This is a genomic window from Streptomyces sp. NPDC021096, from assembly GCF_040641275.1.
GTDB lineage: Bacteria > Actinomycetota > Actinomycetes > Streptomycetales > Streptomycetaceae > Streptomyces.
On the sequence record NZ_JBFADG010000008.1, the window covers coordinates 99,594 to 114,815 of the forward strand.

The window sequence follows — 15,222 nt, forward strand, 5'->3', positions numbered from 1 at the left end:
CCGCGCCGGCGTCCCCCACCTTCCCTGGATCCTCATCTACTCCTTGGGCCGGAGGAGGACGACCTTGTGATCGTCCTGGAGGAGGAGCGCATCGCGGCCCGAACAGTGCGGTAATGGAAGCAGGCCCCGTACTGTGGGTTCTGTAGATGTGCTGAGAGCCGAAGCCCGATCTTGTCGGTCAGAAGGGGGCGCGCGAGGCCCATGAGCGGTGTCATGAAGCGGATGGGGATGATCTTCCGCGCGAAGGCCAACAAGGCCCTGGACCGGGCCGAGGATCCGCGCGAGACCCTCGATTACTCGTACCAGAAGCAGCTGGAGCTGCTGCAGAAGGTACGGCGCGGCGTCGCCGACGTCGCGACGTCCCGCAAGCGCCTGGAGCTCCAGCTCAACCAGCTGCAGACCCAGTCGACCAAGCTGGAGGAGCAGGGCCGCAAGGCGCTCGCGCTGGGCCGCGAGGACCTGGCGCGCGAGGCGCTGACCCGTCGCGCCGCGCTCCAGCAGCAGGTCAGCGACCTGGAGACGCAGCACCAGACCCTCCAGGGCGAGGAGGAGAAGCTCACGCTCGCCTCCCAGCGCCTGCAGGCCAAGGTGGACGCCTTCCGCACGAAGAAGGAGACCATCAAGGCGACCTACACCGCCGCCCAGGCCCAGACCCGGATCGGCGAGGCCTTCTCCGGCATCTCCGAGGAGATGGGCGACGTCGGCATGGCCATCCAGCGCGCCGAGGACAAGACCGCGCAGCTGCAGGCCCGCGCCGGCGCGATCGACGAGCTGCTCGCCTCGGGCGCGCTCGACGACCCCACGGGCACGGCCAAGGACGACATCACCGCCGAGCTGGACCGCCTCTCCAGCGGCTCCGACGTGGAGCTGGAGCTGCAGCGGATGAAGGCCGAGCTGGCGGGTGGCACCAGCGGCCAGCAGCAGGCCATCGAGGGCGGCCCCGCCGGCCAGGCCCGGCCCGCGCAGTCCCAGGACCAGCCGCGCTTCGACAAGAGCTGACAGAATCGGCCCGTAGGCACGACTCGCCCTGAGGCAAGGGAGACCGTCATGATCGTACGGATCATGGGGGAGGGCCAGGTGAAGGTGGCCGACAGCCACTTCACCGAGCTCAACAAGCTGGACGACGAGCTGCTCGAAGAGGTGGAGAGCGGCGACGAGGAAGGCTTCCGGCGCACGCTGGCCGCCCTCCTGGACGCCGTGCGCCGCCTGGGCACGCCGCTGCCCGACGACGCGCTGGAACCCTCCGAACTGATCCTGCCCGCGCCCGACGCCTCCCTGGCCGACGTGCGCGCGATGCTCAGCGACGACGGCCTCATCCCGGGCTGACCCCCCGGCACACTCGGCACAGACGGCGCCCCCGTCCCCTCCCGGGACGGGGGCGCCGTCGCTCCACGCACCGGCCCGCCCTCCGATCGGACCGCGATGACCTCCCTCGCCGCCACGGGCCTCGCCCGCCCGCACCGCTGGCTGCTCGCCCACCCGTTCGCCGCCGACACCCTGCTGGCCGTCCTCGTCCTCGGCCTCGTCCTCACCGGTTCCTACGTGGGCCCGCACGACGACCGCAGGCCGCCCGGCCTCGGCTTCCTCTTACTTTCGATGGCCGCCTGCGCCTGCCTGGTGGCCCGCCGCAGCCGGCCGCGCGCCGTCCTCGGCCTGACCTGCGCCCTGACGGTCGCCGGGACCGTCACCGTCACCGACGGGGGCCCGCCGCGCACCCAGATCGCCACCAGCGTCGCGGTGGCCCTCTACACCGTCGCCGCCCGCACCGAGCGCCCCACCGCCTGGCGCATCGTCGCCGTGACCGTCGCCGTCCTCACCGCCGCCGTCATGCTCTTCGGCCCGCCGCCCTGGTACGCCCAGGAGAACCTCGGGCTGTTCGCCTGGACCGGCATGGCCGGCGCCGCCGGGGACGCCGTCCGCAGCCGCCGCGCCTTCGTCGCCGCGATCGAGGAGCGGGCCGTGCGCGCCGAGCGCTCCCGCGAGGAGGAGGCCCGGCGCCGCGTCGCCGAGGAACGGCTGCGCATCGCCCGCGAGCTGCACGACGTCGTCGCCCACCACATCGCGCTCGTCAACGTCCAGGCGGGCGTGGCCTCGCACATCATGGACAGCCGCCCCGAGCAGGCCAAACAGGCCCTCGCCCACGTCCGCCAGGCCAGCCGCTCGGCGCTGGAGGAACTGCGCGCCACCGTGGGCCTGCTGCGGCAGTACGGCGACCCCGAGGCCCCCACCGAGCCGGCACCCGGCCTCGGCGTGCTCGACCAGCTCGTCGACGGCTTCGCCCGGGTGGGGCTGCGCGTCGACGTCACCGCCGCCTCCACCCTGCCCGGCGGCCCCGGCACCGGCACGGGCGCCGACGAGGCCGCCGCCGTCGTCGGACCGCTGCCGGGGGCCGTGGACCTCACGGCCTACCGCGTGCTGCAGGAGGCGCTGACCAATGTGCACAAGCACGCGGGCCCCGACGCCCGGGCCGAGGTGGCGCTGGTGCGCGGCCCCGCCGGCCTGGAGCTGACCGTCCTGGACAACGGCGGCGGCCGGCCCGCCCCGCCCGCCGACGGTGCGGGCGGCCACGGGCTGATCGGGATGCGCGAGCGCGCCGTCGCCCTCGGCGGCACCTGCGAGGCGGGCCCGCGCGGGGAGGGCACGGCCGGCTTCCGGGTGCGCGCGGTGCTGCCGCTGCAGGCCCGTACGAGCGGTGCGGGCGAGCCTAGGCTGGGCCCATGACTGAGCCGATCACCGTTCTCCTCGCCGACGACCAGGCCCTGTTGCGCAGCGCCTTCAGGGTGCTGGTGGACTCGGAGCCGGACATGAGGGTGGTGGCGGAGGCGGCGGACGGCGACCGGGCGGTCGAGCTGGCCCGTGCGCACGTCCCCGACGTGGTGCTGATGGACATCCGGATGCCGGGCACCGACGGCCTCGCCGCGACCCGCACGATCTGCTCGGACCCCGCGCTGGCGGCGGTGCGGGTGGTGATGCTGACGACGTTCGAGGTCGACGAGTACGTGGTGCAGTCGCTGCGCGCGGGCGCCTCCGGCTTCCTGGGCAAGGGCGCGGAGCCGGACGAGCTGCTGGCCGCGATCCGCATCGCGGCGGCGGGGGAGGCGCTGCTGTCGCCCGCGGCGACGAAGGGACTGATCGCGAAGTTCCTGGCGCAGGGCGAGCCCGCCGACCGCCCGGCGCGTCCCGCGGCCCGGCTGGACGCGCTCACCGGCCGGGAACGCGAGGTGCTGGCGCAGGTGGCGGGCGGGCTGTCGAACGACGAGATAGGGGAGCGGCTGACCGTCAGCCCCCTGACCGTCAAGACCCATGTCAACCGCGCGATGGCCAAGCTGGGGGCGAGGGACCGGGCCCAGCTGGTGGTGATCGCCTACGAATCGGGGCTGGTGCGGCCGCGGGGGAACGAGTAGGCGCCGGACGGGCCGACTGTGCCTTGTCCTCGAGCGCCGGACGGGCTGCATCAGCCCGTCCGGCGCCCCGGACCGGGGTCCGGGGCGGAGCCCCGGTTACGGCAGCGCCAGCATCCGCTCCAGGGCCAGCTTCGAGAAGCTCGCCACCTCCGGGTCGACCTCGATGCGGTTGACGACCTTGCCGTCCGCCAGGGACTCCAGCGCCCACACCAGGTGCGGCAGGTCGATCCGGTTCATGGTCGAGCAGAAGCAGACCGTCTTGTCGAGGAAGACGATCTCCTTGCCCTCACTGGCGAAACGGTTCGCCAGGCGGCGCACCAGGTTCAGCTCCGTGCCGATGGCCCACTTCGACCCGGCCGGGGCGGCCTCGAGGGTCTTGATGATGTACTCCGTCGAACCGACGTAGTCGGCGGCGGCCACGACCTCGTGCCGGCACTCGGGGTGCACCAGGACGTTGACGCCCGGGATGCGCTCGCGCACGTCGTTGACGGAGTCGAGCGAGAAGCGGCCGTGCACCGAGCAGTGCCCGCGCCACAGGATCATCTTGGCGTCGCGCAGCTCCTGGGCGGTCAGCCCGCCGTTCGGCTTGTGGGGGTTGTACAGGACGCAGTCGTCCAGGGACATCCCCATGTCGCGGACGGCCGTGTTGCGGCCCAGGTGCTGGTCGGGGAGGAAGAGGACCTTCTCGCCCTGCTCGAAGGCCCAGTTCAGCGCCCGCTCGGCGTTGGAGGAGGTGCAGATGGTGCCGCCGTGCTTGCCGGTGAAGGCCTTGATGTCGGCGGAGGAGTTCATGTACGAGACGGGGACGGTCACCTCGGCCACGCCGGCCTCGGTCAGGACGTCCCAGCACTCGGCGACCTGCTCGGCGGTGGCCATGTCGGCCATCGAGCAGCCCGCGGCCAGGTCCGGCAGGACGACCTGCTGGTCGGCCGTGGTCAGGATGTCCGCGGACTCGGCCATGAAGTGCACACCGCAGAAGACGATGTACTCGGCGTCCGGCCGGGCGGCCGCGTCGCGGGCCAGCTTGAAGGAGTCGCCGGTGACGTCCGCGAACTCGATGACCTCGTCGCGCTGGTAGTGGTGGCCGAGCACGAAGACCTTGTCCCCGAGCTTCGCCTTGGCCGCCCGGGCACGCTCCACCAGGTCCGGGTCGGACGGCGCCGGCAGATCGCCGGGGCACTCCACGCCGCGCTCGCTCCGGGGGTCGGACTCACGGCCGAGCAGCAGGAGAGCAAGGGGCGAAGGGGAGGGAGCCTGGAAATCCAAGGGCTGGGCGGTGGTCACGACACGCACCCTTTCTGTTCTGCGGACGGCCGGTTCGGGCCTTGTCGTCAATTTGACGCTATCTATCATAACCGGTTCACGTCAGTTTGACGATGGCCATCGCGTCGATGTGACACATTCCCGGGCGGGCGAGCGGTGTGCGAGCATGAAAGACGGAAGTCAGCAGACCAGGCCCGGAATGAATCCGGGACGCCGTGGGTTGCTGCCGAAGGCAAGCAGTCCGCACCAAACCCGGGAGTGAAGCAGATGTCCGTTCAGGACGAGAAGACCACGGTGAGCGACGGCATCCTCCTGTCCGACGCCGCCGCCGCCAAGGTCAAGAGCCTGCTGGAGCAGGAGGGCCGTGAGGACCTCGCCCTGCGCGTCGCCGTCCAGCCCGGCGGCTGCTCCGGCCTGCGCTACCAGCTCTTCTTCGACGAGCGTTCGCTCGACGGCGACGTCGTCAAGGACTTCGACGGTGTCAAGGTCGTCACCGACCGCATGAGCGCCCCGTACCTGGGCGGCGCCTCCATCGACTTCGTCGACACCATCGAGAAGCAGGGCTTCACGATCGACAACCCCAACGCCACCGGCTCCTGCGCCTGCGGCGACTCGTTCAGCTAAGCGCCGTACGGACCTGCGAAAAGGGCGGCACCCCGACCGGGGATGCCGCCCTTTTGCGTGCCCGGCTACTTCTGCTGCCGCTCGCGGACGGTGTTCCCGCTCGCCAGGTCCACGACCTTGCGCTCGCCCAGCGGCTCGTCCAGCGCGACCTCCGTGTCGAAGCGCTTGATCATCATCACGCAGTACCGGCCCGGCTGCTTCTCGGTGCCGGTGACCTTGACCGTCACCGCCGACGAGGACTGCTCCGCCTGTGCGGCGTAGTCGCTGCACACCCCGCCCCAGAAGTGCAGGACGAGCTTCTTGCCGTCGTCGCTCGCGGTGTACGACTCCACCTGCACCGGCCCGGCGGCCGGCGGGGTGGCCGTCGGCTTCCCGCTCGGCTCGCCGCCCGCCGGGGGCGCGGACGGCCCGGCGATGAACTTCGGGTCGACCGCCGGCTGGGCGACGGTGACCGTCCCGCTCTTGTCGCCGGGCATCCGGGCCGTGAACAGCCACGACGGCACCAGCGCCTGCCGCCCGGACACCGACTGCGCCGACAGTCCGAGGACCGCGCCGGTCACCGCCACCGGCTCCGGCCCCTCGGGCTTGCCCGGGCAGGGCGTGCCCCCGTCGTCCTTGAACGGCACGGCCGTCGCGCAGCCGCCGACGCTCACCCGGCCGGTGCCGGCGCCCTTGTTCAGCTCCTGGAGCGCGCGCTCGGCGGTGATCAGGGGGTAGGTCGCGCCCTTCTTCGGCACGTCCAGCATCCCGCTGCCGCCGACCACCTGTGCGTCCGAACCGATCTGCAGGTTCGTCTGCCAGCCGTACGTCGGCAGCGAGTCCACCACCGGCTCGGCGGTGACGACCCGCAGGGCCCCGGACACCTTGCCCGCATCCGTCTTCGCACCGTCCTGGCCGAGCGCCTTGAACACCGGCGCCGCGACGCTCCTGGCCTTCTCCTCCGGCACCGGCCGCGCCGCGGCGGGGTCCGGGGCCGGGGAGCCGTCACGGAAGGAGGGGCACTTCGGCCCCGGCTCGTCCTTCGGGCCGGGCTCGGTCCCCGGGCCCTTCGGCACGCAGTGGGTGCCGCCGGGCACGCCGTAGCGGGAGTACGACCAGTTGCCCGGCCCGCGCTCGCCCACCTGCAGCGTGGGCCCCGCCGCGTCCCGGCCGCCGCCCACCGTCCAGGTGCCCCCGTCCAGCCGGGGCGTGCCCTGGACGTCGAGGACCTTGGCCAGGGCCGCCACCCGCTCGCGCGAGACCGTGCGCTCCGGCAGGTGGACGGCCGCCGTCCGCGGCCCCGGGGGCAGCTTGCCCTCGGCCCGGTAGCGGGCGCCGTGCGGATCGGGCTCGCCCACCGCGATGCCCCGGGAGGAGTCGCCGGAGCCGGCCGTACGCCCGTAGTCGTCCAGCACGAGCGGCGCGGGGGAGCCACCGTCGCCGGGCGCGCCCGCGGAGCCGCCGCCGGAGCCGTCCGACGCCGTGGACGCCCAGTACGCCCCGCCGCCGCCGGCCAGCAGCACGGCCGCCGCCACCGATGCCACCGCCAGCGGCGAATGCTTCCGCTGCCGTTTGTCGGGGCTGCCGCCCGCAGTGCTGCCCTCGCTGCTCACCGCATCGCTCCTTCGCTCCGCTCAATATGTGTACTGCCGCATCCCCCCTGAAGGGGACGCCGCTTGGACGGAGTGCAGGAGCGAGCGGTTCCACTGTCTCTTTCGGTGTGCCTTCGGGGACCGTCAGTCGCCGTACTCCGACATCCCGTCCAGCAGTCGTGCCGAACCGGCGGGAACGACCACGCCGTGAATGAGCGACAGCGGCGTCGCTGAGCCCCGGCGGGGCTCACCGGCGGTGCCGGTCCAGTGCGGTGCCATCCGGGCGCAGTCCCTGCGCAGCTCGTCCAGCGATTCCGGATCCGTGGTGGAAGTGACGTCCTTCACAGTCTTCGGCATACCCGCACCGTACGCATGGGGGAGCCGACGAGGTAAGACCTACTATTAGGTAGATTTACCTACCAATCATGGGGATCCGGACTCGGGCAAAGTCGCCGGACCCGGTAGCGTGGTGTGGTTCTTGTCGACCTTTCTCGTCACCTCGCCCCCCAGGGAGCAGACCCGTCGTGCGTATCGCTGTCACCGGCTCCATCGCCACCGACCATCTGATGACCTTCCCCGGCCGCTTCGCCGACCAGCTCGTGGCGGACCAGCTGCACACGGTCTCCCTCTCCTTCCTCGTCGACGAGCTGGACGTGCGCCGCGGCGGCGTGGGCCCCAACATCTGCTTCGGCATGGGCCTGCTCGGGCTGCGCCCGGTCCTGGTCGGCGCCGCGGGCCAGGACTTCGCCGACTACCGCGCCTGGCTCGACCGGCACGGCGTCGACACCGCCTCCGTGCACATCTCCGAGGTGCTGCACACCGCGCGCTTCGTGTGCACCACGGACACCGACCACAACCAGATCGCGTCCTTCTACACCGGCGCGATGAGCGAGGCCCGCCAGATCGAGCTGCAGCCCGTGGCCGAGCGGGTCGGCGGCCTGGACCTCGTGCTGATCGGCGCGGACGACCCCGAGGCGATGATCCGCCACACCGAGGAGTGCCGTACCCGGGGCATCCCCTTCGCGGCCGACCCCTCCCAGCAGCTGGCCCGCATGGACGGCGACGACATCCGCGTCCTGATCGACGGCGCGACGTACCTGTTCACCAACGAGTACGAGAAGGCGCTCATCGAGTCCAAGACGGGCTGGACGGGCGAGGAGATCCTGGCCAAGGTCGGCACCCGCGTCACCACCCTGGGCGCCCAGGGCGTGCGCATCGAGCGCGCCGGCGAGCCGGCGATCGAGGTCGGCTGCGCCCAGGAGGAGGCCAAGGTCGACCCGACCGGCGTGGGCGACGCCTTCCGCGCGGGCTTCCTCGCGGGCCGGACCTGGGAGCTGTCGCTGGAGCGGTCGGCGCAGGTCGGCTGCATGCTCGCGACGCTGGTCATCGAGACGCTGGGCACCCAGGAGTACGAGCTGCGGCGCGGGCACTTCATGGAGCGCTTCACCAAGGCCTACGGCCACGAGGCCGCCGCCGAGGTCCAGGCCCACCTGGCCTGACCCCGTGGGGGCTCCGCCCCCACACCCCTTTTTCCGCCCACCCACCCGCCCGTTACCGCCAACGTCATGACGTTGACAGTGATCGGGCGGGCGGGTGGGCGAATCCCGCCGCGAAGCGGCGGGTCAGACCACGCGCCGCACCGTGTACGCCACCCCGCGCTCCGCCGGGCGCTCCCCGACGTACTCCTGCCCCCGCATCCCGCACCACGCCGGAATGTCGAGCCGCGCCGCCTCGTCGTCGGACAGCACCGTCACCAGGCCGCCCACCGGCACGTCCCCGATGACCTTCGCCAGCTCGATCACCGGGATCGGGCACCGCTTGCCCAGCGAGTCGACGACCAGCTCGGGCGTCGTGCCGGCCGGGGCGGGAGCCGCCCCCGTGGGCGCGCCCAGCTGCTCCCGCACCGCGCGCACGGTCCCGGGCAGCACCTCCAGGAAGCTCTCCACGTCCGCCTCCGTCGTTCCCCACGGCAGGGAGACCCGGACGTTTCCCTCCGACAGCACCCCCATCGCCCGCAGCACATGACTGGGCTTCAGGGTGCTGGACGTGCACGAGGAGCCCGAGGAGACGGAGAAGCCCGCGCGGTCCAGCGCGTGCAGCAGCGTCTCGCCGTCCACGTACAGGCAGGAGAACGTGACCAGGTGCGGCAGGCGCCGCACCGGGTCGCCGACCACCTCCACGTCCGGCACGAGCTCCGGCACCCGGGAGCGCACACGCTCCACCAGGGCGCGCAGCCGGGCGCCCTCGGCCGCCGCCTCCTGGCGCACCGCCCGCAGGGAGGCCGCGGCCGCGACGATCGCGGGCAGGGCGGGGAAGCCCGGGGCGCGGCCCGACTCCCGCTCGTCCGCCGGGCCCTGGGCGGCGAACCGCACCCCCTTGCGCACGGCCAGCAGGCCCACCCCGGACGGGCCGCCCCACTTGTGGGCGCTCGCGGTCAGCAGCGACCAGCCCCCGGGCACCGGGCCCCAGCCCAGCGACTGCGCGGCGTCCACCAGCAGCGGCACGTCCGCCTCCCGGCAGGCCCCGGCCACCTCGGCGACCGGCTGCTCGGTGCCGACCTCGTGGTTGGCGGACTGCAGTGCCGCCAGGGCGGTGTCCGGGCGCAGCGCCGCCGCGAACGCGCCCGGCCCGACCCGCCCGGTGCGGTCCACCGGCACCTCGGTGACGCTGCCGCCCGCCGCCTGGAGGGCCTCGGCGGAGTGCAGGACGGCGGAGTGCTCCACGGCGGAGACCACCAGATGGCGGCCCACCCGGCGACGCCCGGCCAGGGCGCCGGCGATGCCGTCGTGCAGGGCGCGGGTCCCCGAAGGGGTGAAGACGAGCTCGTCGGGGCGGCAGCCCACCGCCTCCGCCGCGGCCTCGCGGGCGGCGTCCAGCAGCAGCCGGGCCCGGCGGCCCTCCCGGTAGAGCCGGGCGGGGTCGGCCCAGCCCTCGTCGAGGGCGGCCAGCAGCGCCTGGCGGGCGACCGGGTGCAGGGGGGCGGCGGAGGCCGCGTCGAAGTAGGGCACATACGAACGCTAACGCCCCCGCGCGTGCGAGCGGCGGGGCCGTCGCCCGGTGCCCGCCGTCCGTCGCCCGCCCCCTCGGCCGGCTTCGTCCGGACGGCCCCGGCGCACCCCCTGCGACCTGCTCGCACGCCGCCCTGACGGTCCTCCAGATAGCCGCCGGATCCCGAGATTCCACCCCTTCGGGGACCGGACCGGCGCGTTGGGCACCCTCCCCGCGCGACCCCAAATAGCGTCCAGTAGGGTTTGGTCCGCATAAACATCCAAACCCCTGCCCGCAGCGGGCCGGCGACCGACCAGCGAGACGGCCGCAGCCGGCCGCACGGGCGAGACTCTCGGGAAGGCGCTACGTGAGTCCCAACGGCTCCGACCGCTCGTCGCGGCGCCCGGTGCGGCGGAAGCTGCTGCAGGCGCTGGCCGCGGGCGCTGTCCTGGCGACCGCCACCGGTTGCACATCGAAGGACTTCCCCCGCCTCGGCATGCCGACGCCCGTCACGGAAGAGGCGCCGCGGATCCTCTCCTTGTGGCAGGGCTCGTGGGCGGCTGCGCTCGCTACGGGCGTACTGGTGTGGGGCCTGATCCTGTGGAGCGTCATCTTCCACCGGCGCAGCAGGTCCAAGGTGGAGATCCCCACCCAGACCCGGTACAACATGCCCATCGAGGCGCTGTACACCGTGGTCCCGATCATCATCGTTTCGGTGCTCTTCTACTTCACCGCGCGCGATGAGAACAAGCTCCTCACCAACCCTGAGAAGCCGCAGCACGTCGTGAACGTGGTGGGCTTCCAGTGGAGCTGGGCGTTCAACTACATGGAGAACGTCGACGGCAACAACGCCACTCCGGCGAAGCCGCTCCGTGAGAACAAGGAGCTCGACGCGATCCCCGACCGGTTCCTGAAGAAGGCACCGCAGGGCGCGGAGGGTGTCTACGAGGTCGGCATCCCCGGTGACCGCAACCCGCAGACGGGCAACCCGGGCCCGACCCTGTGGCTGCCCAAGGGTGAGACGGTGCAGTTCATCCTCACCTCGCGGGACGTCATCCACTCCTTCTGGGTGGTGCCGTTCCTGATGAAGCAGGACGTCATCCCGGGACACACCAACAGCTTCACGGTGACCCCGAACAAGGAGGGCACCTTCCTGGGCAAGTGTGCCGAGCTCTGCGGCCAGGACCACTCGCGGATGCTCTTCAACGTCAAGGTCGTCTCTCCGGAGCGGTACAAGGCGCACCTGAAGGAGCTGGCGGCCAAGGGCCAGACCGGTTACCAGCCGGCGGGTATCGCGATGACGGATCACGCGAAGAACGCGGAGACCAAGAACAAGTGAGCATCCTCAACGAACCCCAGGGTGCCGCCGCCGCAACAGCCACGGCAGCACCACCCGTACGCCAGAAGCAGCCCGGCAATCAGGTGATCAAGTGGCTCACCACCACTGACCACAAGACGATCGGCACGCTGTACCTGGTCACGTCGTTCGCGTTCTTCTGCATCGGCGGCCTGATGGCGCTCCTCATGCGCGCCGAGCTGGCCCGTCCCGGCACGCAGATCATGTCGAACGAGCAGTTCAACCAGGCGTTCACGATGCACGGCACGATCATGCTGCTGATGTTCGCGACGCCGCTGTTCGCCGGATTCGCGAACTGGATCATGCCGCTGCAGATCGGCGCGCCCGACGTGGCGTTCCCGCGGCTGAACATGTTCGCCTACTGGCTCTACCTCTTCGGCTCGCTGATCGCGGTGGCCGGCTTCCTCACCCCGCAGGGTGCGGCCGACTTCGGCTGGTTCGCCTACTCCCCGCTGTCGGACGCGGTCCGCTCGCCGGGCGTCGGCGCCGACATGTGGATCATGGGTCTGGCCTTCTCCGGCTTCGGCACGATCCTCGGCTCGGTCAACTTCATCACCACGATCATCTGCATGCGCGCCCCGGGCATGACGATGTTCCGCATGCCGATCTTCACCTGGAACGTCCTGCTGACCGGTGTCCTGGTCCTGCTGGCCTTCCCGGTGCTGGCCGCCGCGCTCTTCGCGCTGGAGGCGGACCGTAAATTCGGTGCGCATGTATTCGACGCGTCCAATGGCGGCGCGTTGCTGTGGCAGCACCTCTTCTGGTTCTTCGGCCATCCCGAGGTGTACATCATCGCCCTGCCGTTCTTCGGCATCATTTCCGAGGTCATTCCGGTGTTCTCCCGGAAGCCGATGTTCGGTTACTGGGGCCTGATTGCGGCGACGATTTCCATCGCCGGTCTCTCGGTCACGGTGTGGGCGCACCACATGTATGTGACGGGCGGCGTGCTGTTGCCGTTCTTCTCCTTCATGACCTTCCTTATCGCGGTACCGACCGGTGTGAAGTTCTTCAACTGGATCGGCACCATGTGGAAGGGCTCGCTGTCCTTCGAGACCCCGATGCTGTGGGCCGTCGGCTTCCTGATCACCTTCACCTTCGGTGGTCTGACCGGCGTCATCCTGGCCTCGCCCCCGATGGACTTCCACGTCTCCGACTCGTACTTCGTCGTCGCGCACTTCCACTACGTCATCTTCGGCACCGTGGTCTTCGCGATGTTCTCCGGCTTCCACTTCTGGTGGCCGAAGTTCACCGGCAAGATGCTGGACGAGCGCCTGGGCAAGATCACCTTCTGGACGCTGTTCGTGGGCTTCCACGGCACGTTCCTGGTGCAGCACTGGCTGGGTGCCGAGGGCATGCCGCGTCGTTACGCGGACTACCTCGCCGCCGACGGCTTCACCACGCTGAACACCATCTCGACGATCAGCTCGTTCCTGCTCGGTCTGTCGATGCTGCCGTTCATGTACAACGTGTGGAAGACCGCCAAGTACGGCAAGAAGGTCGAGGTCGACGACCCGTGGGGCTACGGCCGTTCGCTGGAGTGGGCGACGTCCTGCCCGCCGCCGCGGCACAACTTCCTCACGCTCCCGCGCATCCGTTCCGAATCCCCGGCGTTCGACCTGCACCACCCGGAGATCGCGGCACTGGAGCTCGAGGAGAACCTCGCCGCTGACAAGGCCCTCGCGGGTGGCAAGGAGGCCGGCAAGTGAAGATCCAAGGCCGGATGTTCATCTGGCTCTCCGTCTTCATCCTCGCCATGGCGATCGTCTATGGCGTGTGGGCGAAGGAGGCGGCCGGTACGACCGCCCTCTTCATGGCCTTCGGCCTGTGCATCATGGTCGGCTACTACCTGGCGTTCACCGCGCGCCGGGTGGACGCCGGTGCCGGGGACGACAAGAACGCGGACGTCGCCGACGACGCCGGTGAGCTGGGCTTCTTCGCCCCGCACAGCTGGCAGCCGCTGTCCCTGGCCGTCGGTGGTGCGCTGGCCTTCATGAGCATCTGCTTCGGCTGGTGGCTGATGTACTTCTCCGCCCCGGTCATCCTGGTCGGCCTCTTCGGCTGGGTGTTCGAGTTCTACCGCGGCGAGAACCAGAACCAGTAGTTCCCGCAGCTCCCGTTCGGGCCCCGCACACCTCACGGTGTGCGGGGCCCGACGTGCTTCCACCCGTTTGCGGCACTCCACGGGCCATGTGTTGCGATTCTTCCTACGGTGTGACCATGAGTCACTCAGTTCGAAGCCGTACGGTGCCGCTCTGCGCCCTCGTGCTGGTCTCCCTGGCGCTGGGGGCGACCGCGTGCGGCGGCTCGTCGAACCCGCTGGCCGACCCGCCCTACGACGCCACGGACCAGGTGAACCTCGCCGGCGCGGATTCCGGCCGCAAGGCCGACCCGAGCAAGCCCCTGGAGGTGACCGCGACCGGCGGCGACCGGATCACGGACGTCACCGCCACGGACGCCGCCGGACGGTACGTCAAGGGCGAACTCGCCCCCGACGGCTCCCGCTGGCACAGCACCGGCGCGCTCGCGGCCGGCGCTCACTACACCGTGCGCGTCAGCACCGAGGACGAGGACGGCGCCCAGGGGCGCCGCACGATCGGTTTCGACACCAATCCGGCCGACCGGCTGCTGAGGGTCGCCTTCGGCCCGCAGAACGGCACCTACGGCGTCGGACAGCCCATCACCGCCGAGCTCAGCGAGCCCGTCCAGGACCCGGGGGCGCGCGCCGTCGTCGAGCGCACCCTGCGGGTCCGCTCCCGGCCGGCCGTCGAGGGCGCCTGGCACTGGGTGGACAACCGCACCCTGCACTACCGCCCGCAGGAGTACTGGCCCGCCCACGCCGACATCGACGTCTCCGCCACCCTCGACGGCATCAAGGTCGGCGGCGGCCTCTACGGCGGCCCCTCCAAGCCCGTGCACCTGACCACCGGCGACCGCGTCGAGGCCATCACCGACGCCGCCGGGCACTACATGTCGGTCCGCAGGAACGGGGAGGAGATCCGCTCCATCCCCGTGACCACCGGCAAACCCGGCTACGCCACCCGCAACGGGGTCAAGGTGATCCTGGGCCAGGAATCCTTCGTACGCATGCGCGGGACCAGCATCGGCATCGCGGAGGGCAGTTCCGACTCCTACGACCTGCCGGTCTACTGGGCCACCCGGGTCACGTGGAGCGGTGAATACGTGCACGCCGCCCCCTGGTCCGAGGGGTCGCAGGGGGCGGACAACGTCAGCCACGGGTGCACCGGCATGAGCACCGCGAACGCCAAGTGGTTCTTCGACAACGTGCGCGTCGGCGACGTCGTCAAGGTCGTGGGCAGCGCCGGCGCGACCATGACGCCCTTCGACAACGGCTTCGGGGACTGGAACATGCCGTGGCAGCAGTGGCGCGAGGGCAGCGCCCTGGCGGCCGGGAAACGAGAGGGGACGAGCCCCGCCGACACCGCCCGGCTGCGTCCCCGGATGTAGGTCTCAGGAGTCTTGGCAAGCCACGGGCTGGGGCCGGCCGGCCTCGCGCAGCAGGGCGGCCAGCGCGGCCGCGAACTCCACCGGGTCCAGCGGATGGGTGACGGCCGCGTCCGCGCGGCTCCACGTGGCCAGCCAGGCGTCCTGCGGACGGCCGATGAGCAACAGCACCGGCGGGCAGCGGAACACCTCGTCCTTCAGCTGCCGGCACACCCCCATGCCGCCCGCCGGCGCCGTCTCCCCGTCCAGCACGCACACGTCGACATGGTGCTCCGCCAGGGTCTTCAGCACGGCCGGCAGGGTCGCGCACTCCAGGTAGCTCACCGCTGGGACATCGGCCGCCGGCCGCCGCCCGGCGGCCAGCCGCACCTGCTCGCGCGTGCTCGAGTTGTCGCTGTAGACCAGCACCGTGGCAGTCGGCTGCATCGTTCCTCCAGGCTTGTGGGCACACATGGACAGCACAGCTTGTGGGTCGAGCGGTTGTGCGCGGATGCTACTCCGCGAGGGCCGTCCGGGAGGAGGGTTCGACAGGGCCCGCGAGGCCCCGGAAGCG

Annotated in this window: 15 protein-coding genes; 10 read left to right on the forward strand and 5 right to left on the reverse strand. The window is 71.4% G+C overall.

What is annotated here, in order from left to right:
* The first annotated feature begins 201 nt into the window (after window positions 1-201).
* The 4 genes from AB0G59_RS14425 (at window position 202) to AB0G59_RS14440 (ending at window position 3,404) form a co-directional block, all read left to right on the forward strand.
* On the forward strand, window positions 202-999 hold the full coding sequence (locus AB0G59_RS14425; RefSeq protein ID WP_177337941.1) for a PspA/IM30 family protein: 798 nt from the start codon (window positions 202-204) through the stop codon (window positions 997-999).
* Window positions 1,000-1,047: 48 nt separating this feature from the next.
* Window positions 1,048-1,326 (forward strand): hypothetical protein, encoded by a 279-nt coding sequence (locus AB0G59_RS14430; protein WP_071963517.1) that lies wholly within the window; start codon window positions 1,048-1,050, stop codon window positions 1,324-1,326.
* Window positions 1,327-1,422: 96 nt separating this feature from the next.
* Complete coding sequence (locus tag AB0G59_RS14435; RefSeq protein WP_360911411.1) at window positions 1,423-2,721, forward strand: histidine kinase; 1,299 nt, start codon at window positions 1,423-1,425, stop codon at window positions 2,719-2,721.
* Window positions 2,718-3,404 carry a response regulator transcription factor gene (locus AB0G59_RS14440; protein ID WP_360911413.1) on the forward strand — a complete coding sequence of 229 codons (687 nt, stop codon included), beginning with the start codon at window positions 2,718-2,720 and terminating at the stop codon, window positions 3,402-3,404. The genes AB0G59_RS14435 and AB0G59_RS14440 overlap by 4 nt, the downstream gene beginning before the upstream one ends.
* Window positions 3,405-3,500: 96 nt before the next feature.
* Here the strand turns inward: AB0G59_RS14440 and nadA are convergent, their stop codons facing one another.
* A complete protein-coding gene (nadA, locus tag AB0G59_RS14445; protein ID WP_360911415.1) occupies window positions 3,501-4,688 on the reverse strand; it encodes a quinolinate synthase NadA in 1,188 nt (395 codons plus the stop codon).
* 246 nt (window positions 4,689-4,934) lie between these two features.
* On the opposite strand from nadA, the gene erpA reads away from it, so the two are divergent.
* Window positions 4,935-5,291, forward strand: coding sequence for an iron-sulfur cluster insertion protein ErpA (gene erpA / locus AB0G59_RS14450; RefSeq protein WP_071963520.1), 357 nt, complete (start codon window positions 4,935-4,937; stop codon window positions 5,289-5,291).
* 65 nt (window positions 5,292-5,356) lie between these two features.
* Here the strand turns inward: erpA and AB0G59_RS14455 are convergent, their stop codons facing one another.
* Window positions 5,357-6,883 (reverse strand): hypothetical protein, encoded by a 1,527-nt coding sequence (locus AB0G59_RS14455; RefSeq protein ID WP_360911417.1) that lies wholly within the window; start codon window positions 6,881-6,883, stop codon window positions 5,357-5,359.
* A 123-nt stretch (window positions 6,884-7,006) separates the two neighbouring features.
* The gene (locus AB0G59_RS14460) at window positions 7,007-7,219 is read right to left on the reverse strand and encodes a hypothetical protein (RefSeq protein ID WP_360911419.1); all 213 of its coding nucleotides are present in this window, start codon (window positions 7,217-7,219) and stop codon (window positions 7,007-7,009) included.
* Between the two features lie 167 nt (window positions 7,220-7,386).
* Here AB0G59_RS14460 and AB0G59_RS14465 point away from each other — a divergent pair, with 167 nt between their 5' ends.
* Window positions 7,387-8,361 (forward strand): carbohydrate kinase family protein, encoded by a 975-nt coding sequence (locus AB0G59_RS14465; protein WP_360911421.1) that lies wholly within the window; start codon window positions 7,387-7,389, stop codon window positions 8,359-8,361.
* 123 nt (window positions 8,362-8,484) lie between these two features.
* Here AB0G59_RS14465 and AB0G59_RS14470 read toward each other — a convergent pair whose 3' ends face one another.
* Window positions 8,485-9,870, reverse strand: coding sequence for an aminotransferase class V-fold PLP-dependent enzyme (locus tag AB0G59_RS14470; RefSeq protein ID WP_360911423.1), 1,386 nt, complete (start codon window positions 9,868-9,870; stop codon window positions 8,485-8,487).
* A 347-nt stretch (window positions 9,871-10,217) separates the two neighbouring features.
* Here AB0G59_RS14470 and coxB point away from each other — a divergent pair, with 347 nt between their 5' ends.
* The 4 genes from coxB to AB0G59_RS14490 all read left to right on the forward strand — a co-directional run bounded on the left by coxB (window position 10,218) and on the right by AB0G59_RS14490 (window position 14,672).
* Window positions 10,218-11,189: a cytochrome c oxidase subunit II gene (coxB, locus tag AB0G59_RS14475; protein WP_360911425.1), complete on the forward strand. Its 972-nt coding sequence runs from the start codon at window positions 10,218-10,220 to the stop codon at window positions 11,187-11,189.
* Complete coding sequence (gene ctaD, locus AB0G59_RS14480) at window positions 11,186-12,913, forward strand: cytochrome c oxidase subunit I (RefSeq protein WP_071963526.1); 1,728 nt, start codon at window positions 11,186-11,188, stop codon at window positions 12,911-12,913. Before coxB ends, ctaD begins: the two co-directional genes overlap by 4 nt.
* The gene (locus tag AB0G59_RS14485) at window positions 12,910-13,308 is read left to right on the forward strand and encodes a cytochrome c oxidase subunit 4 (RefSeq protein WP_071963527.1); all 399 of its coding nucleotides are present in this window, start codon (window positions 12,910-12,912) and stop codon (window positions 13,306-13,308) included. Before ctaD ends, AB0G59_RS14485 begins: the two co-directional genes overlap by 4 nt.
* 116 nt (window positions 13,309-13,424) lie before the next feature.
* Entirely contained in the window at window positions 13,425-14,672 is a 1,248-nt protein-coding gene (locus AB0G59_RS14490) for an Ig-like domain-containing protein (RefSeq protein ID WP_360911427.1), read from the forward strand.
* A gap of 3 nt (window positions 14,673-14,675) precedes the next feature.
* Here AB0G59_RS14490 and AB0G59_RS14495 read toward each other — a convergent pair whose 3' ends face one another.
* Window positions 14,676-15,095 (reverse strand): hypothetical protein, encoded by a 420-nt coding sequence (locus AB0G59_RS14495; protein WP_360911429.1) that lies wholly within the window; start codon window positions 15,093-15,095, stop codon window positions 14,676-14,678.
* Window positions 15,096-15,222 lie beyond the last annotated feature (127 nt).

What these genes read in the sequence shown, in the direction of transcription:
- AB0G59_RS14425 (WP_177337941.1), top strand. Translation starts at nt 202, where the DNA reads ATGAGCGGTGTCATGAAGCGGATGGGGATGATCTTCCGCGCGAAGGCC.
- AB0G59_RS14430 (WP_071963517.1), top strand. Translation starts at nt 1,048, where the DNA reads ATGATCGTACGGATCATGGGGGAGGGCCAGGTGAAGGTGGCCGACAGC.
- AB0G59_RS14435 (WP_360911411.1), top strand. Translation starts at nt 1,423, where the DNA reads ATGACCTCCCTCGCCGCCACGGGCCTCGCCCGCCCGCACCGCTGGCTG.
- AB0G59_RS14440 (WP_360911413.1), top strand. Translation starts at nt 2,718, where the DNA reads ATGACTGAGCCGATCACCGTTCTCCTCGCCGACGACCAGGCCCTGTTG.
- erpA (WP_071963520.1), top strand. Translation starts at nt 4,935, where the DNA reads ATGTCCGTTCAGGACGAGAAGACCACGGTGAGCGACGGCATCCTCCTG.
- AB0G59_RS14460 (WP_360911419.1), bottom strand. Translation starts at nt 7,219, where the DNA reads ATGCCGAAGACTGTGAAGGACGTCACTTCCACCACGGATCCGGAATCG.
- AB0G59_RS14490 (WP_360911427.1), top strand. Translation starts at nt 13,425, where the DNA reads ATGAGTCACTCAGTTCGAAGCCGTACGGTGCCGCTCTGCGCCCTCGTG.
- AB0G59_RS14495 (WP_360911429.1), bottom strand. Translation starts at nt 15,095, where the DNA reads ATGCAGCCGACTGCCACGGTGCTGGTCTACAGCGACAACTCGAGCACG.